Source organism: Bradyrhizobium sp. B097, assembly GCF_038957035.1.
Classification (GTDB): Bacteria; Pseudomonadota; Alphaproteobacteria; order Rhizobiales; family Xanthobacteraceae; genus Bradyrhizobium.
Map to the genome: position 1 here is coordinate 8961892 of NZ_CP152412.1, position 26821 is coordinate 8988712.

22 protein-coding genes, 1 tRNA gene and 2 pseudogenes are annotated in these 26821 nt (G+C 63.4%); 7 read left to right on the forward strand and 18 right to left on the reverse strand.

Going from position 1 to position 26821, the window contains the following annotated elements:
- Window positions 1–206: 206 nt before the first annotated feature.
- Both AAFG07_RS41235 and AAFG07_RS41240 read right to left on the reverse strand, forming a co-directional pair.
- A pseudogene (locus AAFG07_RS41235) lies at window positions 207–963 on the reverse strand (alpha/beta hydrolase).
- A gap of 99 nt (window positions 964–1062) precedes the next feature.
- Window positions 1063–2136, reverse strand: coding sequence for an LLM class flavin-dependent oxidoreductase (locus AAFG07_RS41240; RefSeq protein WP_342725258.1), 1074 nt, complete (start codon window positions 2134–2136; stop codon window positions 1063–1065).
- Between the two features lie 127 nt (window positions 2137–2263).
- Here AAFG07_RS41240 and AAFG07_RS41245 point away from each other — a divergent pair.
- Window positions 2264–2340 (forward strand) — tRNA-Arg (locus tag AAFG07_RS41245).
- Here AAFG07_RS41245 and AAFG07_RS41250 read toward each other — a convergent pair.
- On the reverse strand, window positions 2311–3945 hold the full coding sequence (locus AAFG07_RS41250; RefSeq protein WP_342725259.1) for a recombinase family protein: 1635 nt from the start codon (window positions 3943–3945) through the stop codon (window positions 2311–2313). The two genes, AAFG07_RS41245 and AAFG07_RS41250, sit on opposite strands and share 30 nt — an antisense overlap.
- Window positions 3946–5235: 1290 nt before the next feature.
- On the opposite strand from AAFG07_RS41250, the gene AAFG07_RS41255 reads away from it, so the two are divergent.
- Window positions 5236–5556, forward strand: coding sequence for a hypothetical protein (locus AAFG07_RS41255; RefSeq protein ID WP_342725260.1), 321 nt, complete (start codon window positions 5236–5238; stop codon window positions 5554–5556).
- Between the two features lie 19 nt (window positions 5557–5575).
- On the opposite strand, the gene AAFG07_RS41260 is transcribed toward AAFG07_RS41255, so the two are convergent.
- The gene (locus AAFG07_RS41260; protein ID WP_342725261.1) at window positions 5576–5917 is read right to left on the reverse strand and encodes a hypothetical protein; all 342 of its coding nucleotides are present in this window, start codon (window positions 5915–5917) and stop codon (window positions 5576–5578) included.
- Window positions 5918–6820: 903 nt separating this feature from the next.
- Between AAFG07_RS41260 and AAFG07_RS41265 the strand changes: the two genes are divergently transcribed.
- Window positions 6821–7045: a hypothetical protein gene (locus AAFG07_RS41265; protein ID WP_342725262.1), complete on the forward strand. Its 225-nt coding sequence runs from the start codon at window positions 6821–6823 to the stop codon at window positions 7043–7045.
- 376 nt (window positions 7046–7421) lie between these two features.
- Here the strand turns inward: AAFG07_RS41265 and istB are convergent, their stop codons facing one another.
- Both istB and istA read right to left on the reverse strand, forming a co-directional pair.
- Window positions 7422–8285: an IS21-like element helper ATPase IstB gene (gene istB, locus AAFG07_RS41270; RefSeq protein WP_176539598.1), complete on the reverse strand. Its 864-nt coding sequence runs from the start codon at window positions 8283–8285 to the stop codon at window positions 7422–7424.
- An 8-nt stretch (window positions 8286–8293) separates the two neighbouring features.
- Window positions 8294–9784 (reverse strand): annotated as a pseudogene (istA, locus tag AAFG07_RS41275) (IS21 family transposase); the annotation flags it as partial.
- Between the two features lie 439 nt (window positions 9785–10223).
- On the opposite strand from istA, the gene AAFG07_RS41280 reads away from it, so the two are divergent.
- Entirely contained in the window at window positions 10224–10691 is a 468-nt protein-coding gene (locus tag AAFG07_RS41280) for an MAPEG family protein (RefSeq protein WP_342725263.1), read from the forward strand.
- A gap of 3 nt (window positions 10692–10694) precedes the next feature.
- Here the strand turns inward: AAFG07_RS41280 and AAFG07_RS41285 are convergent, their stop codons facing one another.
- Window positions 10695–12692, reverse strand: coding sequence for a BTAD domain-containing putative transcriptional regulator (locus tag AAFG07_RS41285; RefSeq protein WP_342725264.1), 1998 nt, complete (start codon window positions 12690–12692; stop codon window positions 10695–10697).
- Window positions 12693–13289: 597 nt separating this feature from the next.
- Between AAFG07_RS41285 and AAFG07_RS41290 the strand changes: the two genes are divergently transcribed.
- Complete coding sequence (locus AAFG07_RS41290) at window positions 13290–13442, forward strand: hypothetical protein (RefSeq protein WP_342725265.1); 153 nt, start codon at window positions 13290–13292, stop codon at window positions 13440–13442.
- Window positions 13443–13622: 180 nt separating this feature from the next.
- On the opposite strand, the gene AAFG07_RS41295 is transcribed toward AAFG07_RS41290, so the two are convergent.
- The 6 genes from AAFG07_RS41295 to AAFG07_RS41320 all read right to left on the reverse strand — a co-directional run bounded on the left by AAFG07_RS41295 (window position 13623) and on the right by AAFG07_RS41320 (window position 18207).
- On the reverse strand, window positions 13623–14042 hold the full coding sequence (locus AAFG07_RS41295) for a CBS domain-containing protein (RefSeq protein WP_342725266.1): 420 nt from the start codon (window positions 14040–14042) through the stop codon (window positions 13623–13625).
- A 122-nt stretch (window positions 14043–14164) separates the two neighbouring features.
- Window positions 14165–14635 carry a YbaK/EbsC family protein gene (locus tag AAFG07_RS41300; protein WP_342725267.1) on the reverse strand — a complete coding sequence of 157 codons (471 nt, stop codon included), beginning with the start codon at window positions 14633–14635 and terminating at the stop codon, window positions 14165–14167.
- Window positions 14636–14834: 199 nt separating this feature from the next.
- Window positions 14835–15647 carry a pentapeptide repeat-containing protein gene (locus AAFG07_RS41305; protein ID WP_342725268.1) on the reverse strand — a complete coding sequence of 271 codons (813 nt, stop codon included), beginning with the start codon at window positions 15645–15647 and terminating at the stop codon, window positions 14835–14837.
- 185 nt (window positions 15648–15832) lie between these two features.
- On the reverse strand, window positions 15833–16255 hold the full coding sequence (locus AAFG07_RS41310) for a PaaI family thioesterase (protein WP_342725269.1): 423 nt from the start codon (window positions 16253–16255) through the stop codon (window positions 15833–15835).
- 25 nt (window positions 16256–16280) lie between these two features.
- On the reverse strand, window positions 16281–17519 hold the full coding sequence (locus tag AAFG07_RS41315) for a CoA transferase (protein ID WP_342725270.1): 1239 nt from the start codon (window positions 17517–17519) through the stop codon (window positions 16281–16283).
- The gene (locus AAFG07_RS41320; protein ID WP_342725271.1) at window positions 17506–18207 is read right to left on the reverse strand and encodes a haloacid dehalogenase type II; all 702 of its coding nucleotides are present in this window, start codon (window positions 18205–18207) and stop codon (window positions 17506–17508) included. Before AAFG07_RS41320 ends, AAFG07_RS41315 begins: the two co-directional genes overlap by 14 nt.
- A gap of 95 nt (window positions 18208–18302) precedes the next feature.
- On the opposite strand from AAFG07_RS41320, the gene AAFG07_RS41325 reads away from it, so the two are divergent.
- Window positions 18303–19205 carry a LysR family transcriptional regulator gene (locus tag AAFG07_RS41325; protein WP_342725272.1) on the forward strand — a complete coding sequence of 301 codons (903 nt, stop codon included), beginning with the start codon at window positions 18303–18305 and terminating at the stop codon, window positions 19203–19205.
- A gap of 210 nt (window positions 19206–19415) precedes the next feature.
- Here the strand turns inward: AAFG07_RS41325 and AAFG07_RS41330 are convergent, their stop codons facing one another.
- Complete coding sequence (locus AAFG07_RS41330) at window positions 19416–20825, reverse strand: MFS transporter (RefSeq protein WP_342725273.1); 1410 nt, start codon at window positions 20823–20825, stop codon at window positions 19416–19418.
- Between the two features lie 377 nt (window positions 20826–21202).
- On the opposite strand from AAFG07_RS41330, the gene AAFG07_RS41335 reads away from it, so the two are divergent.
- The gene (locus AAFG07_RS41335) at window positions 21203–22549 is read left to right on the forward strand and encodes a hypothetical protein (RefSeq protein WP_342725274.1); all 1347 of its coding nucleotides are present in this window, start codon (window positions 21203–21205) and stop codon (window positions 22547–22549) included.
- A 118-nt stretch (window positions 22550–22667) separates the two neighbouring features.
- Here AAFG07_RS41335 and AAFG07_RS41340 read toward each other — a convergent pair whose 3' ends face one another.
- The 4 genes from AAFG07_RS41340 to bioB all read right to left on the reverse strand — a co-directional run bounded on the left by AAFG07_RS41340 (window position 22668) and on the right by bioB (window position 26770).
- A complete protein-coding gene (locus tag AAFG07_RS41340) occupies window positions 22668–23930 on the reverse strand; it encodes an adenosylmethionine--8-amino-7-oxononanoate transaminase (RefSeq protein ID WP_342725275.1) in 1263 nt (420 codons plus the stop codon).
- A complete protein-coding gene (gene bioD, locus AAFG07_RS41345) occupies window positions 23927–24559 on the reverse strand; it encodes a dethiobiotin synthase (protein ID WP_342725276.1) in 633 nt (210 codons plus the stop codon). Before bioD ends, AAFG07_RS41340 begins: the two co-directional genes overlap by 4 nt.
- Window positions 24556–25710 carry an 8-amino-7-oxononanoate synthase gene (locus AAFG07_RS41350; protein WP_342725277.1) on the reverse strand — a complete coding sequence of 385 codons (1155 nt, stop codon included), beginning with the start codon at window positions 25708–25710 and terminating at the stop codon, window positions 24556–24558. Before AAFG07_RS41350 ends, bioD begins: the two co-directional genes overlap by 4 nt.
- Window positions 25711–25774: 64 nt before the next feature.
- Window positions 25775–26770 (reverse strand): biotin synthase BioB, encoded by a 996-nt coding sequence (bioB, locus tag AAFG07_RS41355; RefSeq protein ID WP_342725278.1) that lies wholly within the window; start codon window positions 26768–26770, stop codon window positions 25775–25777.
- Window positions 26771–26821 lie beyond the last annotated feature (51 nt).

Consider the following 26821-nt stretch of genomic DNA (forward strand, 5'->3'; position numbering starts at 1 on the left):
GTCCTGTGGCAACCGTCGCCACATCCCTCTGCGGCGTTGGCGGGGGTCAAGCTGAGGAACGCGCTGGCTGTCAGAAGCGTGATCAAACCTGCTCTCATGATGTTCTCCATCGAGCTGTCGGTTCTGATGCTCCATTCGCGAGACGAGCGTAGGCAATCCTCACGCCGCTTGCCACCGATTTCACGCACAAATTCCGGTGTGCGGTATCAGCGCGCCGCCTCGCAGCCGGGGATGTCAAACACCGCGGTCAGGCCGCAGGGCGAGTTGAGCATCTTGCCGCCCTCGTGGCCGACGCCAGGCACATCCCACACGCTGTGGTTCGGCGTGCCGTTGTCGCGGGCCTGCATCGCCGCGGTAGCGCACGCCGATGCCCTCACGGAGCAGTACTTGATCGCCCTTCACCGCGATCGCGTAGCGCTGCACCACCTGGCCGCCGCCGGAGTGGCCGAACACGACGACCTGCTTCAGGCTCGGAAACAGCCTGCGGTCGCCGAGCCTGGCCAGGATCGCATCGAGCGCCTCGAACGAACTCGCAGGATTCGGCGCGACCGCGGGCTCGCCGCCCTGCCAGCCATAGAGGCTCCAGCGCAGCGTTTCCGCCGGCAGCTTGAACGCCTCGACATCAGGCTCGATCAAAAATTGCGGCGCGATCATCAGCGTGCTCTTGCCGATATCGCCGGCCGCGGCCTGCGCACTCAGCGCCGCGCGGAAATAGTCGTCGGCATTGCGCAACACCCCGTGCAGCACCAGCACCGCGCGGGTGACGTCCGGCAGCGGATTGGACCAATCGGCCGAAAGATAGACCGGAAAGGTCGCGCTGCCGACGGCAATGCGACCGCTGGCGACCTCCTTGACCGGCTTCTGGTCACGCTCGATCTGCGCCTGCGTTGCCGACGCGATCGGCGCGTGGGCCGTCGTCGCAATGAGCAGCGCCAGTGCCGCAAGCCAGGCTCGATGATGCATGGTTCAACTCCATTGGTGCCGCCGATGCGATGCAGCTGGATCATGGCGCGTTGGGCGCCGATTCACCCATGAATTTTCGGAAAGCTTCCCGACCGCACCTCAGGCGGCGAGCCGCCCGCGATTGTTCGCGGCAAGGATCGGGCGGATCAGGCGGCCGAACCGCTCGGCCTCCTCGTCATGCAGATAGCCGGACAGGCAGAAGGAGTGGCAGCCGACGTCGATGAATTGCTGCAAGGTCGCGGCGCATTGTTCGGGATTGCCTACCACGGCGATGCCGGCGCCGGGCCGCACCTTGGTGATCCCGGTCCACAGATGCGGCATCAGGAGGTCACCATAGTCGCGCGCGAGTTGCTGCACGCGCTGGTTGGCCTCGGACCTGACATAGAGCGTCTTCATCTCCTGCTTCTGCCGCTCGGTGGCGTGGCGCACCAACTGGTCGGCCGCCTGCCAGGCATCCGCCTCGGTCTCACGGCAGATCACCTGCAGCCGCATGCCGAAGCCGATCGCATCCTCGCGGTCATGCGCCCGCGCCATCCGCCGGATCTCGGCGATATTCTCCGCGATGCGCTCCGGCAGATCGCCCCAGAACAGATGGACGTCGGAATGCTTCGCCGAGACCTCCCAGGCCTGCCGCGAGCCGCCGCCGAGATAGAATTTTGGAAACGGCTGCTGCAGCGGACGCGGCCGGATATGCGCACCCGAGATCGTATGAAACTTGCCCTGGAAGTTCACCGGCCCCCGCGTCGTCCACAGCGCCTTCAGGATCGAGACCTCCTCCTCCATCAACGCGTAGCGTTCCTCCTTGGCGTAGCGCACGCCTTCGACCTCGCTCTCGTTCTGACCCGCGATCAGGTTGATGCAAATCCGCCCGCCCGACATCTGGTCGAAGGTCGAGATCATCTTGGCCATCAGCACCGGGTTGATATAGCCCGGCCTTGCCGCAATCAGCGGCTTGATCCGCGCCGAGCGTGCCGCCATGAAGGCGCCGGATATCCAGGCCTCCCAGCACACCGAGCCGACCGGGATCAGGAGATATTCAAACCCGGCATCCTCGGCCGCCTTGACCACGCGGTCGCAGAGTTCCGGCGACCCCGCGACCTGCGCCTCCATCAGCCCGTAGGCCGTGGTGTCGCCATGCGTGGGCAGATACCAGCCGAATTCCAGCGCACGCATGGCAAACTCCCTCGAAAGACGGCCTTTTTCCGCAAGGCCTGTCATGGCGCAGGCAGTTTACAGCCCTGAACCGGCCGGACAACGCCGTTGCCGACCCGGAGCCAATCAGCTAAATGGTGGCCGGTACGCACCCGTAGCTCAGCTGGATAGAGCGTTGCCCTCCGAAGGCAAAGGTCACACGTTCGAATCGTGTCGGGTGCGCCACTTCGGTACAAAACTGGGCACTCCAAATCCTGCCGATTTTGCGCCGGATGCGGCGACGAGAGTGCGCAAGAGCACGCTTTTCGATCCCATGATGCGAACTTCTTTCGCGTCCACCTCAATGCGCTGGGCCAGCGCGCGCAGGTGATCGCGGCGATAGCCGCCCGATTCGGTCCGCATGCGCCCGCGGGCCAGGCTGGCGAAGGTTTTCAGCGCCTGGGGTGTGATGCTCGGCTCAGCCCGATCCAGCGCGCCCTCGGCCCGCTCCGCGTCGGCGCGGGCCTGGTCGCGGATCGCCTTCAGCTCGGTCACACGCTCGTTGAGCATCGGGTCTGAGACGTCGGCGATCCCGTTTTCGATGGCGTCGTACAGCCGCTTGAGTTTGGCTTCTGCTTCGGCCCCACGCTTGCGCAATTCGGCGATATGCGTCGTTCGGCGCTCGGCGCGCACCTTCCGGCGATGCAGGACGGCCGACAGGACTTCCTCGAGACGTTTGGGCTGCAAAAGGCGCTCCTCGATGTGCTCGGCCACCACGCTGTCCAGTTTTTCCATCGGAACAGTGCGGCCCTTGCATCCGGTCTCGCCCTGCCGGGCCTTGGTCGAGCAGGTGTAGTACCTGTATCTCCCGCTCTTCCCGGTCCTCAGTGTCATCGCGCCGCCGCAGGTGGCGCAAAAGCAGATGCCGGTAAGGAGGGTCGGTCCACTGACGATGCGCGGCGCGGTGAGAGCCGGGCAGCGCGTCTTCAGCAGCGTCTGCACGGTCTCGAACTCGGCAACGTCAATAATCGGCGGCACGGCCATTTCGATCACCTCGGCCTCCGGTTTGCGCTCGCGGGTCTTCCAATGTTTGGTGTTGAAGCGGTGGCGGCCGATATACGTCGTTCGCGTCAGCACCTTGTGCACGGCATCGACCCCCCAGCGTCCGCCGTCCCGGGTTCGGATGCCGGATTCGTTCAGATGCTTGGCAATCGATTTGACACCCATCGACCCGGAGGAGCCGTTTCCTTCGCGCGCGAAGCGATAGATCAGCCGCACGGTCTCGGCCTGGATGGGATCGATCTCCAGCGTCTTCTTGGTGCGGTGGCCGCGCTGCTCGGCGGCATCCACGATGCGGTAGCCGATCGGCGGCAGCGCGCCATTCCAGAAGCCTTGCCGGGCGTTCTCCTTCATCGCCCGCAGCGTATGCTTGGCGTTCTCCTTGGACTGATATTCGTCGAACAGCGCCATGATCTGGCGGATCATGTTGCTCATCGGATCGTCGCCGAGCTCCTGGGTGATCGACACCAGACGGACACCGTTCTTGGCCAGCCGGCGGACGTAAAACTCAAGCTGGAACTGGTCGCGGAAGAACCGGCTGAAGCTGTGCACGAGGATCACGTCGAACGCCGGCGCCCTGGCCGTCGCCGCGTCGATCATGCGCTGGAACTCCGGCCGCCGATCGTCGGTCGCAGACGCGCCCGGCTCGACATAGTCGGCGACGATCTCCCACCCACGCGATGCGCAATAGCCCTTCGTCTGGCGGCGCTGATCCGGGATGGAGAGATCGCTAGCGGCTTGCCGTCCCGTCGAGACCCGCAGATAGAGAGCCACCCGAACCGTTGCAGCCATGGTGATGTCCCCTCAGTTCTTTCCAAACAACTCGTCGAACAGGTCGCCAAACCAAGCTTCGAAGACATCAATCTCCGTTTCGGTCACCGGCACGTCCTTCGGCCAGTCGTCCGTCACCGCCCATGTCACCGAAGCGCGCTTGGCCCGTCGTCGACCAGGACGCGCGGGCGCACGCGCATAGTCGTAGAGGTCGTCAAGTGGGGCGCTGTCCGGCGGACGCCGTAGCTGCGATTTGTGAGGGGGAGCCATGGCGCCACTGTGGCAAGCCGGACCGATCCACAGAACGGCCGATGTCTACGCCAAGTCACGCTGCAGCCCTGCGAACTTGCACTTTCTTTGCAGCATGAGCGCGATCGCGCAGAGCAGGCCATGAACGCATGGAAGCAAAAGAGCCGGGCCAGCGGAGCGCAGTCAAGGCCGCAAGCCGGCGGAGCCGGTCGCGCGCAGCGCGAGCCTTGACGGCGCTCTGTTGGTCCGGCAGCGGCCTCCCATGCGATCTTGGCCGGACATCCCGCCGAGCGCGCGCAACAAAACGCCATGCTACGAACGATGGCGCTCGGAACGTTGATTTTGAATGCTTTTTCGGTTCGAGCGGCACCAGGCCACTTCATGCGGTGCCGCTGCAGTGCCATCCAAAACAATGTGCAGGCAAAGGCTTACGACCCCCAACGGCACGGAGCGACATCGTCGCTTTTATCTTGCCGTCCTAATCGGTCGAGATCCGCGCCCAGCTCTCGGTCGGTAAAGTCGGGTATTGTCGATAGCGGTCGAGAAGGCGGACTTGGCAATATCGACGCGAATGGCCCCATTGCAGACATTGGGGTCCGCTGTCATTCTCCCCGGATGGTAGGCGGCTGGGAAAAAGCTCGACGGATGGATTTGCGGCGCTCCACAGGCACGCGCGCCGACCCACGTCCGCCTCAAGCGGTGCGCGGAGGCGATTACCTCATAGCCCATGCCTGTTTCGAGTGTCGGAAATCGTGGAAGGTGCGGGCGGACACGGGCGCGACTTGTCCGCAGTGCGGCTCTTGTCTCCATGAGATGGGTCGGTCGTTCAAAGCTCCGAAGCAGTCCGACGCCGAACAATGGCAGAAGGTGCAAGCCCTCTGGTCAGCAGGTTTCCGCTTCTGGAGCTATCGGAGCCACCCCGACGCTGAACCATTGCCAGAACGATTGCGGGACGTTGATGAATTCATACGCCGCAACCCAAAGCACCCGATGCGCATCGCGGGCTAACGTGCGCCCTTGTGCAATTGCGGTCATCGCGGACAGCAGGCAAGGTCGATCGCGATGCACGAGGCGATACTCAAACACTATCTGGACGGCACGGGGAATGAGATGGCGCAAGAAAGCGTTGCGGCCGCAGGCAATACGGAAGTCCCAGCGTATCTCGCACTGATCGAACTTGGATATTCCGTTGATCGTATCGATAAGGACGGCGAGGAGCGCTGGATCGCGAAGAAAGGAACGCTCCAGCTTATGGCCGATTGCCCGTTAGAACTCCTCGGCCTCTCCCTATTGAGAAGCGAGCGTGGGCCACGTTGGCAGGCGAGTGATAGCGAGATTGCTGAGTTTCTGACACGGTTCCACCCGTCCGCTGGACGGCCATGATCGGCGCCACGCTTGCCGATCAGTGGTGTCGTTCAACGACTATCAGTGCAAGCTCATCAGCGAGATGCCACTTTGAGGCGAAATAGCAATACCCGCCTGGGTATTGGTCAAGGAAAGCCTGACCGAAATCTGCAAGTCGGGGCTTCACCTCAGTTTTCCAGAACTCGAAGCGATGGGCTGGATCTATCCAGTAAGGCGGTCTCCCCACGTCAGCGACGACGAAGGTCGCCCCTGCCTTTAGCATTTCTATTACGTCAGCCGCATTCAGGCGCGACGAGACGCGTCGTGCGTTCAGAGTGCCCTTTTCGTTCCATAGCTCCTCCAGCGGGAGCTTTGTGATGATCTTCTTGGCGATGTCCATTTTCCCCGCCATTCACTCGGCTAACAAATCGTACCACATGCTTGGTTCATATGTCCGGATCTGGCCCATCGCGCCGTTCCCGGGATTAATCGAAAATGGCCGCCATCGAAGGATGACCGGACCACCCGCGAAAATCGGGAAGACAGCCGCCATGAGGCGTAGCGCAAGATCGCAGTCCGTCGCAGGTTATCCGGCCGGCTCGCTTCACCGGCCGTTGCATCATAGCGCCACGGCGAGGCAATAGTGCCCATCTTCATCGGCCGGGGCGCGCCATTTGGCTACCATCCAGAATAAAGCTGCGAACTCGGACGAACCTCCCACGCATCACGTCAGCATTGACTGAGGCGTTCTTCTTCCGGGAGTAGTGGCGGTGGACCGGCAAGTGGACGGGTTCTTGCCGATTTACCCATCGGATCAACCGGTCGCATCCGAAAACGGTCGTTCGTCGTGCGAGCGAAGCGACTCGTCCACCGACGCTCAATGAGCGAAGGCGGAAGCAATCCATATTGCCGCGCGCGTTGGCGGTCGTGGATGGCTTCTGGGCAGGAATAGAGCGCAACCTTGGTGTACACTCATCGGCCGGTTTAGTGCACTGTCATGTAATTTCGCGATAGGCCAACAAGCCCGCAAGCTCCTTGCTCGGCAAATCGACACCGCCATTTGGTCCGGCCGGCTCGAAGCCCCCTTCTGCAGCGAAAGACCCAACCTCGGGACGGCGCGCCGTCCTTTGGCGCACGCGGGATCTGCAAGATGAAGGCCTTCCTGGGCACATTCGAAGCACCTCCGAGCAAAAGTAACGCTTCCGTAACGCCTGACTGACGCCACCGACGACGACGACAAGCTTCAAGTGGCGTCACACAGCGACGTGCCGGGACATCCCGGTCGCAAAATCGGAGTACCATCATGCGCGCTTATGCACAGCTTGAATCGGGCGACGATCATCTGCGCCTCGGTGCGATCTTCAGCCTGCCTGCCATGTGGCGGCAGCGAGCCTGTTTCAGGGCAGAGTTGCGCGCGGATATCAGAGACAAGCCCGATTTTCTCCGCGATATCGGCATCGGCCTGCACGAAGCGCGAGCCGAAGCGTCGCGGTTTTTCTGGGAACCTTTGCTACTGATGCACCGATAGTCCAAGATCGCAATCCGATTGCGGCGGCGGACGTGGGCTCGACCAAGAGCCTGAGTATCGATGCCTCCGAGATACACCCTAAGATCAAAAATCTCCGGGTGCAGCATTTCCACATTCGTCTTTTTCAATGGCGGTTGATCGGACGATCTAACGCTCCCATTGCGTGCATTTTTCCATAGCGCTTCTGTAGCGCCTGGCTGACGCCGGCGACGACTTCGACAGGCTTCAATGGGTGTCACGCGCATCGTGCGGCCGCACATAGCGGGCCGCAAGAGTCCTTACGAGGTAGTTACCGATCTCGGACCGATGCAATTCCAATGATTGCGATTGCGACTGCTTCGCACTCTAACATTCGCGAGACCAGGGCTGCAGATTGTCAATCGGCGTTCAAATTTGACCCCTCATCGGCGTCCAATTTTGACCCCTTTGCGCGGCGGGCTTTGCTGGTAGCGCTCGTCTCGTCGGAGCTGGCCGGGATAGCGGAGGCGAGACGAGCGCGGGTGGCGTGATCGTCGTCTCGGCTCTTGAACCGCCAGCTGTCGTTGCCGGTCTCGACAATGTCGCAGTGATGGGTCAACCGGTCGAGCAGCGCGGTGGTCATTTTGGCGTCGCCGAACACGCTCGGCCATTCGCCGAAGGCGAGATTGGTGGTCACGATGACAGAGGCGCGCTCATAGAGCCGGCTGACGAGGTGGAAGAGAAGCTGGCCACCGGACTGGGCGAAGGGCAAATAGCCGAGTTCATCCAGCACGATGAAGTCCATCCGGGTCAGATGCTCGGCGAGCCGTCCTTGCCGTCCGTTGCGGGTCTCGGTCTCGAGGCGATTGACGAGGTCGACTACGTTGAAGAAGCGGCCGCGAGCTCCGGATCGGATGCAGCTTCTGGCGATGGCAATGGCCAGGTGGGTCTTGCCTGTGCCGGTGCCGCCAACCAGCACGACGTTGCGTTGTTGGGCGATGAAGCCGCCGCCAGCGAGATCATTGACGAGAGTCTGATTGATCGGCGTGCCGTCGAACTGGAAGTCGGCAATGTCCTTGGCAAGCGGCAGCTTGGCAATGGTGAGCTGGTATTTGATCGACCTGGCTTGCTTCTCGTTGATCTCGGCGTTGAGCAGGTCGCCGACAATGCGCTGAGGTTCGTGCTGGCGTTTGACGGCAGTTGCCATGATCTCGTCGAAGGCAGCCTTCATGCCGTAGAGCTTGAGTTCGCCCATGAGGTCGAAGATTTGGGTTCGTTCCATTAGATGGTCCTCCGGAGGTTGTCGTAGCGGGCACAATCGGCGATCGGCGCATGACGGAGCGTCAGTGCGGCCGGCGTCATGATGTTGGCCGGTGGGGCGGGTTCACGTTGACGGGCCAGGATATTGAGCACGACATCGGCGGAATGGACGCTGTGACTGAGCGCTTCGGCACAGGCTGCTTCCACCGCGGGCAGACCGTCAGTCAGCACCGCGTTGAGGATGTCGACCATCTGCCGATTGCCATCGTCGGTGCTGGCAAGCTTGCGCCGGATCCGCTCGATCGCGGCCGGCAGCACCCAGTCTTTGAAGGGAGCACCGTTGCGCAAGGCGCCGGGTTTGCGGGCGAGCACCGGCACATAATGCCAGGGGTCGTAGACGGTATCGCCGCGGCCAAAGGATCGCGGGTGCTCGGCAACGATGCGTCCATCCTGACGGATCACAATGCGATCGGCATAGGCTTGAACCTCGACCGGTCGTCCGACTGCGCTGGCTGCGACCGAGTATTTGTTATTGTCGAAGCGCACCAGGCAGGTCTTGGAGACCGATGCCGTCACCGCATGGAAGCCGTCGAAGCGGCCGGCATAAGGAACGAGTTTGGGGCGTTCGGCTTCGAACACTTCCCAGATCGTCTGATCGACCAGTTCCGGATGGCGATGAGCCTTGGCGTAGGCGATGCATTTGTCGAGCAGCCAGGCGTTTAACTCGTCGAGGTTTTTGAACCGCAGCCGCGGCGTGAAGAAGCGTTCCCTGACTAGCCCGACCTGGTTCTCGACCTGGCCCTTCTCCCAGCCCGACGCTGGCGTGCAGGCGACCGGATCGACCAGATAGTGGCTGCACATCTGCAGGAAGCGGCGATTGTAGAGACGCCCTTTACCGACGAAGATCGTCTCTACGGCGGTCTTCATGTTGTCGTAGATGCCGCGGGTGCAGGTGCCTTTGAACAGGGCGAACGCCCGGTCGTGGGCGTCGAACACCATCTCCTGCGTCTCCCGCGGATAGGCCCGCACGAACAGCATGCGGCTGTGACAGAGCCGGACATGGGCGGCCTTCACCATCACCGTGGTGCCGCTCAGCAAGACCACCTCGTGGCTCCAGTCGAACTGGTAGGCTTCGCCGGGGGCAAAGCACAGCGGGACATAAGCGGCCGCGGTCGATTGCCCGCGTTCTTTGCTCCACCGCCTGGCGTAACGCCGCACGGCATCGTAACCGCCGTCGTAGCCGCCCCCGCGCAGCTCTTCGAAGATCCGGATCAGCGTCAGCTGTTCACGAGCCGGTTTGGTCGCGTTCGCCGCCAGCAGCCTATCGAGCTCCGATGCCCACCGCCCCAGCTTTGGCCGCGGCTGCACCTGCCGCTCGTACTCGAAGGAGGTCTCTCCGGACCTCAGCACCTTCCGGACCGTGTTCCGCGACACCTTCAGGTCGCGGGCGATCTCCTTGATCGTCTTGCCCTTGATGAAGTGCTCGCGCCGAATCCGCGCAATCGTCTCCACGACCAGCATCCCCGACCACCTGCTTCATTCCAAAGCAGGCAGCGCAACAGACCAACCTACAGGGGGTCAATTTTGGACGCCGATCCCCCGGCTTAGGGGGTCAATATTGCAGGCCGAATGACACTGCAGATCGCCGGAACAATAGGCCTCGTGAGCGGAAGCCGTAACGTCACTCTCGTGTGGGCAGCGGCCAGCTTCGGTCTACCATCTCTCGCGGAGGGCTACGTCGCTGCGTGCGTCATCCCGGTCCTCGCATTCCCTCTCATTGTCAAGCTTTGTCTCAGGCTACCTTCCTTCAGCCGTTTCCTCCCGCAAAACTGATGACCCAAGCCGGCATCCTTCGATCAGCACTCGCACGGGAAGCACGGTCCTGCGCGAACGGCCCCTGCATTTGGCTGGGAAACGCGCTAGGTCATAGATGCGGTCCGCGACCTATGGGGGCAAGGCATTGGACAAGTTCAATCTGAACGATCCTCTATTCGCTACCTACGTCATCGCTGCCAGCCTGACGATCCTCAAGGCTGTGGCTATGTCGTGGCTGACCGTATTCCGCATGATCGGAGTTAACGGCGGCTACCGTTCGCCGGAGGATATCAAGAAGACGCCCATGAACCCCGCGCCAGATCCGGCGCAACTCCTGCCGAATGAGCGCGTCGAGCGGGTCCGCCGAGTCCAGATGAACGACCTCGAAAGTCTTCCGTACTTTCTGGTCGCGGGCTTGCTCTATATCCTGACCCAGCCATCGCTGAGATTAGCCCAGTGGCTGCTCTACGGCTACGTGATCTCGCGCCTTCTACACTTCATTGCTTATCTCACCGGCCAGATTCACGAGATCCGGGCGACCCTGTGGACGGTGGGCTCGCTCATCCTGATCTTCATGAGCATTCGCACGCTGCTGGCCGCGGTCGGCGTCTGATGGCTAGTCGGCAACGCCAACCATGCGCTGCACCGTCAAGTAGCGCTCGAGGGCCTCGTCCTGCTTGAAGAAGCGCACGGCACGAAGCTCGCCGATTGTCGTCTTCTGCACGGCGTCACGTTCGCGAGTGACGTCGCAAGCCTCCTGCAGACGGCCGACTGCCGCCAGGTTTGCTGCCAGCATGCGATGACCTGTGCCGTTGCTTGGATTTTGCTGGACCGAGTTGCGCGCCCAGGAAATGCCTTCCTCGTGGCGCCCGAGCGCAAAGCATGACGCGGCCAAACCTGTCATCCAGAAATGGAGCATGTTGTCGTAGGGGCTGAGGACGATTGATCGTTGGAGGCATGCGACGGCATTTTGGTAGTCCCCGCCCATGCTGTCGATCATGCCCAGAATGCCCCAGGCAAAGGCGGAGCTTGGATTGAGGCGCACGGCTTCCAGGCAGTGGATGCGCCCCTGCTCGTTGTCGCCGACAGGACCGAACAGCGTGAAGCCGTAGACTGCGTGGGCAAAAGCATCCGTGCCGTCCTGTTCGACCGCGCGGCGCGCAAGACTGAGCGCCTCGACGAGCGTTTCCGGCAACGCCGTCGCTCCAAGGGGTGAAGCCATGACGAGGCCCCAGGCGAGCGCTGCAAGCGTAGTTGTGCGCATTTGATCAAGGGTGAGGGATTGCCGCAGCAATGCAATCGCCATCATGATGTCGTCACGCGTTCCACCCCATAGGTGCGGAAGAGCTCGCAGGTATATGTCGTAAGCTGAAAGATTGGCTGGTGGCTTGCGGCGCGCATGTTTGATCTCGGCGTCCCGTACGGCGGGGTCGACCACCGCGGCGACGCTGGCGCTGATGTCGTCCTGTAGATCGAAGACATCGACGATAGAGCGATCGTAGCGCTCCGACCAGACTTGAACCTCATCGTAGGCATGGGTCAATTCGGCCGACACACGAATGCGATTGCCTGCTTTGCGGATGTTGCCGCTGAGGACGTATTGAACACCGAGTTGTCGCGCGATCTGCCGGCTGGTCAGCCCCTTGTCCTTGAAGGCGAAACTCGACCCGCGTGCGATGACCACGAATCCGCGGAAGCGCGACAAAGCGGTGATGATGTCCTCGGTAACACCGTCAGCGAAGTAATCCTGCTCCGGATCGTCGCTCATGTTCCGAAACGGCAGAACCACGATGGATGGCTGATCCACGGCCATCATCGGAGCCGGCGCGGGTGGAAACGATATCTCGATCTCGCTGACAGCTGCCGATTCAATCAGTGTCTGCGCTCTGCGCAGTTCAGCGACGAGCGCCTTGGTTGCCGCATCCGGCTCCGTGTTGAGCTCTCGCTTCAGAAGCGCAACGACGTCCTGATAGTATTTGAGCGCTTCAGCTTTGCGCCCGGTAGCCGACAGGGCTTGCATGATCAGCCGATGCGCATCCTCGCGCATGTTGTTGAGGGCGTTGGCGCGCTGGCCGGCCTTCAAAGCCTGGTCGGCGCGACCGGCAGCCAGCTCTCTTTCACCAAGCCCGGCCATCGCGCTCAGAGCCAGCTCCTGAAATCGCTCGCGTTCGACAGCCAGCCAATCGCTCCAGCCTTCTTCGCCGACATTAACGTCATCGATGAGGCGCCCCCGGTAGAGATCCGCTGCCGCACTCAAGGCCTCACGGCCACCATCCCGGACCAAGGCCTCAAACCGGCCGACATCGCACAGGATCACCGTGGCATTCAGCGATACGAGCTCGCCATGGCCCTCAAGAGCTTCATGGCCCAGAATCTGGCGTAGCTTGAAGAGTGCCTGTCGCAGGTTCTGCTTCGCTTGCGCGTCGAAGTGAGAACCCCACAGCAAAGTCGAGAGCTTCTCGCGCGGCTGCGGCTCGGGCGCCGTGCAAGCCAGATAGGCGAGCAATCCCGAGAGCTTCTTGTTCGGCAAGCTGACGACACCGTTTGGACCAGTCAGCACGAAGCGCCCCAAAAGCGAAAGCGTAAATTTTGGGCACGATGCGGGTTCTATCATTCGGCTTCCAAATGTTGAGCAGCAGCGGCCTCAAAGTATACATCTTACACAGATTGGCGACTTTGCGATCACTATTAACGCAGCGATGACGGCGAGCTAGCGCTCGTGACGACGACTGGAGGGTCAAATCATGTTGCGGCGAGACGCCGGTCGGCATTCGACGCAGAGCGATTTCACTGGGAAAGCCGTTATGCCGTGCATCACCTCCTGGCGGTCGTCACTATCCTGGCCATGGTCCTGACCGGGGTCGATGTAGCGCTGTCTTCCTTCGCTGCTCCGAGAGCCAAGACGGTTTTGCGCTCCGCCCCTTCCGTCGCACCTCTCCTTTTCGGAGGCGACTGATCGAATTCTAACTTCGAAACGGCCATCAAGCAGGGTGGTCGCATTGACCAGCATCGTGCAACTACGGTCGCAACCGCATGTCTTTCGACCAAAGAAGACCCCGCACCTGCGCGAGCATGATTGGCGGCGTCCTGATGGCGTGTGCGGCGCCTGAGCATGAAAGCCTCCCTGTGAACATGGCAGCTTCGGGCGACTGACTGGAACAGGCGAAGACGGCGTCAACCATCAATAGGCAGCTGCGATCGAGAGGCTGACATGACTGCAATCGCAAGCGCGATATCCGGCGCACTCCTCTCGATCATCGGAGTCGATGTGCTCAAACATATTCTGTTTTTCTGTGGAACCGGAATCCTGCTGTTCGTTCTCTCGCTCGCTTACGGCCTGGATTTGAGTCCGGGTCTTTTCTGATCCTCGCTGCGAGTTTGCAGAAAGCGAAGGGCTGCTCATGCTGCGGCGCGAGGCATGATTGTATCTATCGAATAAGCAGCCGTTGGCGCTCCGATGGGGTAGTACCCCCTACTTCTGTCCGCTCCGATGTCCGGCCATGGTGCCGGCCGATCTGCCGGTTTCCGGCAGACCGGCCTCGCCTCAATGATGAGCCGACACGCTCTTCATGTATTGGGACATCAGATCGGCACCGGCAAAGTGGCCTATATCCCCCAGGCTGACCATGCCGACCATCCGTTTGCTCTTGTTGATGACAGGCAGCCTGCGGATCTTCAGCGTCTCCATGTGCTGCACTGCTTTCGCCAGATCGTCGTCTTCCCGGCAGCAGTGGATGCCTTCGGTCATCACATCGCGCGCTGTCGTGCGCGTAGAGTTGAAGTCCTTGCTCGCAAGACCTTTGCAGACGAGGTCGCGATCCGTCACCATCCCGATCAGGCGATCGTCCTGCCCGACCGGAATGCAGCCGACGTCGTGCCCCTGCATCAATTTCGCGATTTCAGTGATCGGGGTATCGGGGCTGACCCAATCGACGCCCTTGTGCATCACATCCTTGACCTTCATGGAGGACCTCCCTTGCAAGGCAGCAGCCCCCTCGCTTGCAACTATACAGCAGATCGGGCGTGACCGCATGCGTGCTGCGCCTTGGTCAAGGCGCAGCGACAGGTGGTCCGGCCATCATGCCCTCAGTCGTGCGTACTGAAGCGGCCGTGCAGGGAACCGGCGGTCAAGCGCGCGAATTGCGCACGACCGAGATGGAGCAACGTCTCATGATCGCCGGCTTCGATATAGATCTCGGGCTGCATCTGGATGCTGTCATCAACGATAACGTCGAGCCCATAACAGATGCCGGCAGCGGGAACCGCCCCATGCGCACAGTCCGCGAACAGCCTATCGATCTCGCTTTCAGCGGCCATCGCAATATCATCGCCGAAGCTCGCCCTCAGATCCGCCAGCCTGAGGTGATGCGATGCCGGCAACACGGCGAGCAGGTAGCCGCCATTGCGGCGCAACACGATGGCCTTGGCCAGGCGATCACCCGGGACGTGACATGCCTGGGCGGTCAGGGCTGACGACATCGTCAGCACATGGGGGATTTCGTCGTACGCGATGTTTTCCGCTGCGAGATATTTGTGCAGTGTGGGAGAAATGGTCATGGCGTCACCTCCGGTGCGACATGCAACCATCCACCGTGGTCCCTGCCCACCGCACGATGAGCGGCTGCGCGGTTCTCAAGGCAAAATATATGTCCTGGTGCAGGACACCGCAATTCGATCGCTAGAGCCGTTGGCTCTAGATTTTTGTTTTGACGCGTTTTCTTGACGCGAACCGGTATCCACTTCGCTCGAAAACGCTCTAATCTGGACGCCGCGCCAGGTTCAAGTTCCGGGCCTTGTCCAGATTGCGGGCCTCTGCCAGCGCGGCCGCGCTCGGCAAGAGGGCCGAGGCGAGGTCGGTCTCGGTGAAATCGGCGCCGGCGAGATTGGCGCCAGATAGGTCGGCTCCCGCAAGGTCAGCCTTGCTGAGGTTGCAGTTCGCCAAATTGGCGTTCTGCAACTGCGCGAATTCGAGATCAGCGCGCGCAAGATTGGCGCCGCTCAGATCCGCATTCCGGAGATCGGCGGATTTGAGCACGCCACGCATCAGGCCCATCGATTGGTTGCGCATATCGGCGCTCAGATCCGCGCCCGCGAGCTTGGCCCCGATCAGGCTGGCACCGGATAGATCGGCGGTGATGCGAGCGCCGCTCAAATCGGCGCCGTCAAGCTTGGCGCGCTGCATCTGCGTGCCGAGCAGCGATGCCTTGACGAGGGACGCCCCCGTCAGATCTGCGTCGATGAGCCAAGCCTGGTTCAGCACGGCCCGATCGAAGCGCGCGGCTTTCAGATTGGTTCGGTTGAGCTTGACGAGATGAAGGTTGCCGCCGGAGAAGTCGAGGCCCGAGAGATCGAGGTGCGACAGCCGCTTTCCTTCCAATTCCACAGTGCGACGGTCCCCTTGAGGCACGGCCTTGAGGAGCGCGTCAACCTCGGCGCGCGTCATCTCCGACGTCGTCATCTCAGGACTGTCGAGGTCGACGCTGCGCAACATGTCCTGCGACGTGGCGGCAGTCGGATCAACGAGCAGCGCCGCCATCGATACAAAGGCAAATGCGAGATGAAACCGCATCGCCGTTTTCCCGCTTTTGAGGTATCGCCTCTCGCATCCTCGCGCCGGCCGCGCCGTGGAGATGCGCTTCCGGCGTTCGGAGTATGAAACCGGATCATGATCCTGGCAATGCCCGTGGCCGTTTCGTACGAAGGAACGGGGCCTCGGCAGCGCGACAACGACCCGACGCGAACCGGCCGCGCTTCTCAGCTTCGGCTCAGCAGTTGCCAGGTCGATGTGGCATGCGCGATCGGCTCGCCTGCTGCCGTGGAGGCCTGGGACTGCACGAAGAAGGTCTTCCGGCCGCGCTTCAGGAAGGTCGCGTGACAGGTCACGCGCCCTTCGCGGACCGCGGCGAGATACTGCACCTTCATCTCGAGCGTGGTGCCGGCACCCGCGACGAGGTTGACGAGATGCCCCATCGAGATGTCGAGCGCGGTCGCGAGAACTCCGCCATGCAGCGTGCCTTGCGGGTTGAACAGCGGCCTCTCGACGTCGAAGGAGACGATGCACGCCTCGCTTTGGTAGGCGATCTCGAGGCCGAAGAAGCGCGACAGGAAGAACGACCCGAATTCCTGCCGCTGGTCCGCGACGGCGCGACGCATCATCTGCTCGGCGATATCTCTCATGACGACACTCGCTTGATCACGATATTCACCTCGGCGATCGCACGAAGCTCCGTCCAAAGTCTCCGAACGCGCCTTCGACCGCGAATCTCTCCAGCCGATCGTCGGTCCAGCCGCACCATTCCGCAAGCACCTCGCGCGTGTGTTCGCCGAGCATCGGCGGCGGCGTGGAAGGTGCCGGCGGCTCGTCACCGAACCGCGTTGGCCTCGCGATGAACCTCACTTCCCCCGCGGCGGGATGGCTGACGGTCTGGACCATGCCGCGCTGCGTGAGTTGCGGCGTCTCGCAGACTTCGCCGACCGACTTGATCGCGCCGCACGGAATACCGGCCACGGCGAGCGCCTGCAGCCAGTCGGCGCGGCTCCTGCGGGCGAAGATGGGGGCGAGGATCGCGACGAGCTCGTTCCGGCTCGCCGCGCGCTTCGGGGCAGTTTCGAAACGCGCATCATCGCGCAGGTTCGGCCGGCCGATGACGTCGCAAAACGCCGCCCAGAACTTGTCGTTCGCGACCCCGACATTGATCCAGCCGTCACTCGCCTCGAACGGTTCGTACGGGCTGATGGTCGGATGGACGTTGCCCCGGCGCCTCGGGCTCTCTCCCGTGGCGAAATACATGCCGGCGTTGAACGTCAGCAGCGATGCCATGGCGTCGAGCATGGAGACGTCGACCCGGCCGCCCTCGCCCGTCCGGCTCTTCCGCATCAGGGCGGCGAGCACCGAATGCGACGCGTAAAGACCGGTGACGAGATCGGCGATCGAGGTGCCGACCTTGGTCGGTGGCCCAATCGGATCGCCGGTGATGTCCATCACGCCGGATTCGCCCTGCAGGATCAAATCGTAGCCGGGGCGCAATGCATCCGCACCGGTGCGGCCGAACCCCGAGATGCTGCACAGGATGATGTCGGACTTGCGGGCCCGCAACGCGTCGAAGCCGAGCCCCCATTTGTCGAGCGTGCCCGGGCGAAAATTCTCGATCACGACGTCGGCCGCGGATGCAAGATCAAGCGCCGCGTCGCGCCCCGCCGGCGACTTCAGATCGATGGCGCAACTGCGCTTGTTGCGGTTCACCGACAGGAAATACGCGCTCTCGCCGCCGATGAAGGGCGGCCCGTAGCGCCGGCTTTCGTCGCCCTGCCGCGGATCCTCGATCTTGACGATGTCGGCGCCGAGATCGCCGAGCTGCATCGTGGCAAACGGACCGGAGACCACCCGACAGAGATCGAGAACCTTGACGCCCGACAGCGGCTCGCGATCAGACGATCGCATCGGCGAGGTCCTTCATCGACGGCACCAGGATATCGGGCTGGTGCGGCGTGATGCCGAACGGGCGGCTGCGCCGGTCGATGAAGGCCGTCCGCATGCCGGCGGACTTGGCGCCGATGCAGTCGAAGGCATGATTGGCGACGAACAGCACCTGATCGGGCTTCACGCCCATGATCTCGGCCGCTTTCGTATAGGTAGCGACATGCGGCTTGAACGAATTGGCCTCGGCCACCGAGATCACGCGATCGAACGGGACCTTGTGATACTGCTTCGCGGTCTCGAGCATGTCCGGATCGCCGTTCGAGAGCACCACCAGTTTGTACTTGGCTTGCAACCGCGCGAGCGCTTCCGGCACTTCCGGAAACGGCACCAGCTTCTCGATCTCGCCGACGAGATAACGCACATCATCCATCGTGTAGTCGATCTTGGCGCGGTCCATCACGTGCGACACCGCGCGATGCCCGATCTCGCGATAGGGCGTGTGCTCGCGGTGCAGCAGCGCATCGATCATCGAATTCTCGAAATGCGTGCGGCGCCACCATGTGACGAAGGAATTCGGATCGCCTTTCCAGCCCTTCTTCGCGAGGAACGGCGCCGCGATCCTGGTCAGGCCGCCCTGCATGTCGACGACCGTGCCGTACTGATCGAACATGCAGATCTTCACTTCGCGTTTGATCGTCTCGGAATTCATTGGTGCCTCCTTGGTTCAGATCGATTGATACGCGCCGCATTGCCATAGATGAAATGGATTTGTGATCTCTCGCTATTCACGATATGAATGATGCCATGAACCTCCGATCCATCGACCTCAATCTGCTCGTCGCGTTGGATGCCCTGCTGACAGAGCGTCATGTCACCAAGGCGGCCGACCGCGTCGGCCTCAGTCAACCTGCGATGAGCAACGCGCTCAACCGGTTGCGCGCGATGTTCGAGGACGAACTGCTGGTGCGGACGACGAGCGGCATGAAGCCGACGCCCCGCGCCACCGAACTGGCGGAGCCGCTGCGCCAGGTGCTGCGCCAGGTCGAGCGCGTGATGGCGAGCGACGCCGGCTTCGATCCAAACCGGACCGAGCGCACCTTCACGATCAGGATGTCGGACATCCTCGCGTGCCTGCTGCTGCCGCGACTCGCCGCGGCGCGGCCGCCGGATGCGCGGATCTCCTACAACACGATCCATCTGCCGCCCGCTCTCACGATCGATGCGCTGGAGCGGGACGAGATCGACGTTGCCGTCAGCATGGGGCTCGAGCATTCCGCATCGATCCGTTCCGAGACGCTGCTGCGCGACCGCATGGTCTGCCTGATGCGGAGCGGTCACCAGATCAAGCGCGGGCGGCTGACCTTCGAGCGCTTCATCGCGCAGGAGCACATGAAGGTCTCGATGAGCCCGACCGACCTTCGCTTCGTCGACGACGTGCTCGCCGAACGCGGCCATCGCAGACGCATCGCGCTGAATGTGCCGCATTGGCTGGTCGTGCCTCATGTCTTGAAGAGCACCGATCTGCTTGCGGTGATGCCGCGGCATCTCGCCGCCGTGCTGATGGACGACGGTCTGCGGATGGAGGAACTGCCGTTCGAGTCCGCGCCGTTCGACTGGATGCTGTACTGGCATCGCAGATACGATCAGAGCAATGCCAACGGCTGGCTCCGCGATCGGCTCAGGGCGGCCTGCTCCGATCTAGGCTAGGGCATGGTGAAGTCAGGTTGCATTGGCTTTGCGGCAGACTGGCTTCACCTCTCCCGCTTGCGGGGGAGGTCGCATCGCATCGGAGATGCGATGCGGGTGGGGGCTCTCTCCACGACATGACTCGCTGAGGGAGCCCCCACCCCAGCCCTCCCCCGCAAGCGGGAGAGGGGGCGCGCCGTCAACGCGATTGATACCCAATCTCTTCATGCTCTAGGCCCCGATGTCCGCCGGCCTCCGCGCGATCGACGATGGATGTCCTGCCTCGGCGTTCGTGACGGCCGACGCGTCCTCCAGCGAGCGTCCCTTGGTTTCGAATCCGAACATGAGAAACACCACGGCCTGGAACACGAGGATGCCGGCCAGGGTCGTCAACACGCCGGTCAACCCTTGCCAGGCGAAGATCGCGACCACGACGTACTGCACCAGCGCGGTCGCGATGCGGCCGGATGTGGCGCAGATCGCCGTGCCACGAAGCCGGTAGCGCGTCGGGAACAGTTCCGGGACATGCATCGCGAACCCGGTCGCCAGCATGACGTAGATCGCAGTGACCAGCAGGAAGCCGACGCCTGCGAGCGCAACACCGTCCGGCATGTACGGATAGGCGATGCCGAGCGCGGCAGCCGCCATCGACGAGCAGACGATCGACAGCCTGCGTCCGAGCCGGTCCGCCAGCACGAGCCCGATCAGCGATCCGACCGGCCCGCCCAGCGCCATCACGGTGGTGTAGCCCAGCGAGGAGACCACGCTGTGGCCGCCCTTGACCATGAAGGTCGGCAGCCAGCCGATGAACCCGTAGAGACTGAAGCCGACGACGATGTGCAGCAGGCTGCCGAGCAGCGTGCGCGCGAGATACGGCGGCTGGAACAGGCGCCAGACCGCACCGGGCGGCTCTTGCGGCGGCGCGCCGGCGGCGACGGGAGCCAGCGTTCCCTTGCGCGCGGCCTCCGCTTCGATCGCCGAAAGAATTGCCTCGGCCTCGTCGGCGCGGCCGTTGGCGGCGAGCCAGCGCGGCGATTCCGGCATCGACTTGCGCAAGAGCCAGACGATCATCGCGAGGAGGCCGACGAGGGCGAACATGTAGCGCCACCCCAGCGTCGGGATCACCCACAGGCCGATCATGGATGACGCGAACAGCGAGAAGTTGGTGATCACGGCGAGCAGCCCGATCCAGCGGCCGCGCGAGGCGGCCGGCACGAACTCCGTCAAGGTCGCATAGCCGACCACGATCTCGGCGCCGAGCCCGATGCCGATGATGAAGCGCAGGCCGATCAGAACCGTCATGCTGGGCGCGAAGGCCGCCGCGATCGACGCCAGGCCGAAGATCGCAAGGTTCATCTGGTAGGAGAAGCGGCGACCGAAGCGGTCGCCAAGGATGCCGGAGAACCAGGCACCGATCGTCATGCCGACAAAGGTCGCGGAGACGAATGCGGCGTTGAGCTCCAGCGTCGACCAGCCTTCCTTGAGCACCGCGCCCAGCACGCCGCCGGCGAGATAGATGTCGAATGCATCGAGGAACATGCCGGCGCCGATCAGGGCCAGGATACGCCAGTGGAATCCGCAGATCGGCAGCCTGTCGAGGCGCGCGCCCGCGTTGATGTCGATGTCGGCGGATCGCGCCATTCCAAACCTCCCTGCCCGGCCTTGTGCGAGCCGGATGTTCCGATCATCGATTGATGACGCGCAGGGGGTCGTCGTCCAATTCAAAACGAAAATTCGACTATTTGGCGCAGTGATGAAGCTGACGCGAGCGGCACGATCGCGACGCAAGGCGCCAGCACAACTTGATCCAGCCGCGAGGTCGCTCGCTTTGAAGCCGCAGCCGATCGCTGTGATTCGCGTTCCATCCTGACACCGAGCTGACGCGCATTCGCCGTCGTTAACGCTTTCATCGACGCGCGATCGCAAAATCACGGTGTTAGCCCAAACATTCACAACGGGTTCATGTCGGCGCCACTATTCGACTCCAACGCTGGGGGAAGAAGATTGGAGTATGTGCCATGCGCCGCATCGCCGGACTGCCTTTCGCTTTAGCTCTCAGCCTCTGCTGTCTCTCACCACCTCACGCTGCGCGCGCGCAGCTTGCCATCGGCATCGGCATCAGCGTCGATGCAGCACCGCCGCCCTTGCCTGTCTACGAGCAGCCGCCGATCCCCGGCGACGGCTACATCTGGACTCCCGGCTATTGGGCGTGGAGCGACGATATCGGTTACTACTGGGTTCCCGGCACGTGGGTGCTTCCGCCCGCGCCTGCATTGCTCTGGACACCAGGCTACTGGGGCTGGAACGACGGCGTCTACGCATTCCACGCCGGTTATTGGGGAGCGACCGTCGGCTTCTACGGCGGCATCTCTTATGGCTTCGGCTACACCGGCATCGGCTATGAGGGCGGCTATTGGCGCGGCGGCAACTTCTTCTACAACAGCTCCGTCAACAACATCTCGAATGTCTCGGTCACCAACGTCTACAACAAGACCGTCATCAACAACACGACCAACGTCAGCTACAACGGCGGAACCGGCGGCACCACAGTGAGGCCGACGCCGCAGCAGCTCGCCGCCCAGAACGAACACCACGTAGCCGCAACCGGGGAACAGACGCGGCACGCCGAAGCGGCGATGAAGGATCCGGCGCTGACGCTCGCCAACAACCATGGTCATCCGGCGGTCGCAGCGACCGCGCATGCAGCACGGTTCAGCGGCGCCGGCGTGATCGCCGCGCACCCGGGCAAGCCGATCGCGGCGCCGCCGCCCCGGCATGCGCAGCCCACGACCGGACATGCTTTGCCGACGGGCAATGCTCTGCCGCCAACACACGCGCTGCCGACAGGAAATGCCCTGCCGCCAGGACACGCTCTGCCGAGCGGAAGCGCTCTGCCGGCAGCACATGCATCGCCGACGGGGCACGCCCTGCCTTCCGGAAACGCGCTGCCGCAAGCACAGACAACGACGACAGGACACGCCCTGCCCACCGGAAACGCGCTACCGCCGGTACACGCGTCGACAACGGGACACGCCTTGCCCGCGGCAAGCGCTTCGCCGGCTGTACACGCACTGCCGACGGGACACGCTCGGCCTGTTGCCGTCAACCATCCCGCTCCGGCACCGCACGTCGCAGCGCCAGCCGCGCATGCGCCGAGACCGCAGATCGCACAGCACGCACCATCTGCGCCACGCCCGGCCGCGCGTCCGCCGGCGCCGCGCGTCGCGCAAGCGGCTGTGCACCGGGCTCCGCCGCCGCCCCGGCGTCCGCCGCCACCGCATGTGTCACGGCCGGCTCCGCGGCCCCATCCTGCGCCACGGCCGCAGCATCCCGCTGCGAGGCCAGCGCCACACAGGCACGCGTGATCCAGCCTGTCGGCGTGCCCGCAAGGGCACGCCGATTTCGTATGAGAACCCATCGCGTAGAGAACGGCACGCGATGCAAATCGTCAGTCACGGGATTTCAGGCGTGCAAGGCGTACGGTCAGGCCAGCTCGTCGGCTGCGTCCGCGATCGCGGCGTAGATCTCAACGAGATCAGCCTCCGTCACGCAGTAGGGCGGCATGACATAGATCGTGTTGCCGAGCGGGCGCAGCAGCAGGTTTCGGCGCGCGAAGAAGGCCTGAAGCTTTGGGCCGATGCCTGCGAGATAGCCGGCATCGCTCGCCTTCAAGTCAAGCGCGGTGATGGTGCCGGTGCGGCGGACGTTCTCGAAGCGTGCGTCGGCGCGGAATGGTGCGATCAGGCGCTCCTGCATCGCGGCCAGCGAGGCTGTGCGCTCGACCGTGCCGCGTTGCCAGAGTTCGAGGTTTGCCCTTGCGGCGGCGCAGGCGACCGGGTTCGCCGTATAGGAACTGGAATGGAAGAAGGTTCGCGAACGATCGCTGGAATAATGCGCGTCGTAGATCTCGGCGCGGCAGAGCGTCACCGCGAGCGGCAGCGATCCGCCGGTCAGGCCCTTCGAATAGCAAGCGATGTCCGGCGTGACGTCGGCCTGCTCGCACGCGAACAATGTGCCGGTGCGACCCCAGCCGGTCATCACCTCGTCGGCAATGAACAGCACATTGTGGGCTTCGCAGATGCGCTTCATTTCCTTCAGCACCCAGGGCGGATACATCAGCATCCCGCCCGCGCCCAGGATCAGCGGTTCGACGATGAACGCGGCCGCGCTCTCCGTCTTGCACGCGGCTTCGAGCGCATCGAGCGTCGCCTGCTCGTGGCCGGCAGCCGGAAACGGGATTGATTCGACATCGAACAGCAGCGGCTCGTAAGCCCTGTTGAAGACGCCGCGCGCGCCGACCGACATCGTCCCCACGGTGTCGCCGTGGTAGGAGTGCTGCATCACGATGATCCGCGTGCGCGGCACGCCGATATTGTGCCAGTAGCCGAGCGCCATCTTCAGCGCCACTTCCACGCTGGTCGAACCGGAGTCGGAGAAGAACACATACTCCAGGCCACGCGGCGCCAGCTTCAGGACCTGCGCCGCAACGTCTTCGGCCGGATCGTGGGTGTGGCCGGCAAAGATGATCTGGTTGAGCTGTTCCGCCTGGTTCTGGATCGCGCGTACGATATGCGGATGGCAATGGCCGTGGGTCACGACCCACCAGGATGCGATCGCATCGATGATCCGGCGGCCATCCGCGGTGTAGAGACAGGCGCCCTCCCCGCGCACGATCCTTGTCATCTGGTCGTGCAGCGCGTGCTGGGTGAACGGGTGCCAGATCGGCGATTTCCGAGCTGATGTCATGAGTTGAAATCGTCGCGCTGGAACGACGCCTTGAACGCTGTTTGCAGCGTGTCTGCTGCGAGCGGAGACAGCCAGGGCAACCGGCCCAGCCGGCGCACTTGCCCGATCTCGCAGATGGCGCGCTCGCTCTCGGGATTGCTCTCGCCGATGAACGCGATCCCGAGAACATCGATGTTGCGCTTGCGCAGCGCCTCGACCGACAACAGCGAGTGATTGATGGTGCCGAGCGCGGTGCGGGCGCAGAGCACGACCGGAAGCCGCCACCGCTCGAATATGTCGATAAAGAGCGTGTTGTCATTCAGCGGCACCATCAGCCCGCCAGCGCCCTCGATCACGAGCGGACGGTCTCCGGCGTCAGGCACGTCGAGCGCGGCAGGATCGATGCGGACGCCGTCGATCGCGGCGGACTGATGCGGCGACGCCGGCGTGCGAAGGCGGTAACGCTCCGGCACGACGCGATCGGCCGCAAGACCTGCAAGCCGCGCCACCAGTTGCGCATCGGTCTCTTCCTCAAGGCCGGACTGAACCGGCTTCCAGTAGCGCGCGCCGAGGAAACCGGCGAGGCCCGCGGAGAAGATCGTCTTCCCGATCCCGGTATCGGTGCCGGTCACCACGATCCGGCTGATCATTGCGCCCAGCCCTGCGTCTCCGCGGCGAGCGCATCGAGCAGCGCGCGCACGTCGTCCTCGTCGACATTGAGGGTTAGCGCAACGCGCAACCGCGCGGTGCCCGCCGGCACGGTCGGCGGCCTGATGCCTCTGACGTCGAAGCCGCGCGCCTGCAGCGCAGAGGCAAGCTGCATCGCGCGCGCATTGTCGCCGACGATATAGGGCACGATCTGCGAACGCGACGGACTGCGCCAGCCGCGCCGATCGAGCTCGCGATGCGTGAACGCCACCAGGTCTGCGAGGCGCTGCTGATGCTCGGGCTCCTCTCGCAAGATCAACAGCGCCTCACGCACGGCGACGGCCACAAGCGGCGACGGCGCGGTGGCGAAGATGAACGGGCGGCAGCGATTGACCATGAAGTCGCGCAGCACGGTGGAGGCCGTGACCAGCGCGCCTGCGGCGCCCAGCGCCTTGCCGCAGGTATGAACGATCACGAGATTCTCGCGCCCTTCATAGGGCACCGTCAGCCCGCGCCCCTGTTCGCCATAGACGCCGGTGCCGTGCGCCTCGTCCACCATCAGGAACGCATCGTGCCGTTCGGCGAGGGTTATGAGGTCGTCGAGCGGCGCGACGTCGCCGTCCATGCTGTAGACGCTTTCGACCACGATCCAGACCCGGCCCGTTCCGCCCTCGGCGCGCCAGCCGCGAATGGTGTCCTCGACCGATCCGGGGTCATTGTGCGCGCTGAACCGGAACTCGGCTCGGCCGGCCCGCGCGCCTTCATGGATGCTGGCGTGCACCAGCGCATCGAGCACGAGCAGGTCGCCGCGCTGCGGCAGCGTCGTCAGCACGGCGAAGTTGGCGACATAGCCGCCGCCGAAGAAGAGCGCGGTCTCGGCGCGGAAGAACGCGGCGGCCTCGGCTTCCAGCCGTTCGTGCTCCTCGCAATTGCCGCGCAACAGCCGCGACCCGCCGGCGCCGATCGGCGTGCCGGCCTCGAGCGCGGCCGCGACGGCCTGCTTGATGCGCGGCGCGCTCGCCAGCGCCAGATAGTCGTTCGATACGAAATCGATGCCCGCGCGCGGCTTGAGACCGCGCAGCCGATCGTCCTTGCTCAGGGCGTGCAAGGCCGCGGCGTAATCAGCGGCCTTGGCCGCATGGATTGCGCTCATGCTTCACTCTCAGGATGGTGGTTGGTCGCGCGGCGAATGACGCCGCGCACACCGGAGGTTACGGTCAGGCGAGGCGGGATGTGATGCCGAGCCGGTCGAGCAGATCGGCGTCGCGATCGCGCTGCGGGTTCTTGGTGGTCAGCAGCACATCGCCGATGAAGATCGAGTTCGCGCCGGCGAGGAAGCACATCGCCTGCAGTTCATCGGTCATGTATTGCCGCCCGGCCGACAACCGCACCACGCTGTTCGGCATCATGATCCGCGCGGTCGCGACCAGCCGCACCAGCGCGATCGGATCGGGCCGCTCGGCGGTGTCGTTGACCGGCACGCCCTTGACCTCGTTCCACAGATTGATCGGCACGCTCTCCGGGTGGCTCGGGAGATTGGCGAGCAGCATCAGCATGCCGAGCCGGTCCTCGACCTGTTCACCCATGCCGATGATGCCGCCGCAGCAGACCTTGATGCCGGCGTCGCGCACATGCGCGAGCGTATCGATGCGATCCTGCAAGGTGCGGGTGGTGATGATCTTGTCGTAGAACTCCGGCGAGGTATCGACGTTGTGGTTGTAGAAATCGAGCCCGGCGTCGGAGAGCCGTTCGGCCTGATCCGGCGTCAGCATGCCGAGCGTGACGCAGGTTTCCATGCCCAGCCCCTTCACGGCGCTGACCATGTCGCAGACCTGATCGAGATCGCGGTCCTTGGGACTGCGCCAGGCCGCGGCCATGCAGAAGCGGGTGGCGCCGGCGTCCTTGGCGCGCTGCGCGACCGCGACCACCTCATCCCGCGGCATCAGGCGGGTGGCCTTCAGGCCGGTGTCGTAATGCGCGCTTTGGGAGCAGTAGCCGCAGTCTTCCGGACAGCCGCCGGTCTTGATGCTGAGCAGGCTCGCGGTTTCGACGTGGTTCGGATTGAAGTTGGCGCGGTGGATGCCCTGCGCCTGGAACATCAGATCCGCGAACGGCAGGTTGTAGAGCGCCTCGGCTTCGGCCCGCTCCCAGTTCTTGCGGGGCGGTGCGCTGCTGCGGCTGTCGGTCCGTTCGATCTCAACGACATCAACCATCGGGCTTGCCTTCTCGCTTGTGTAAATCATAGATAAATCTGTATATTATCT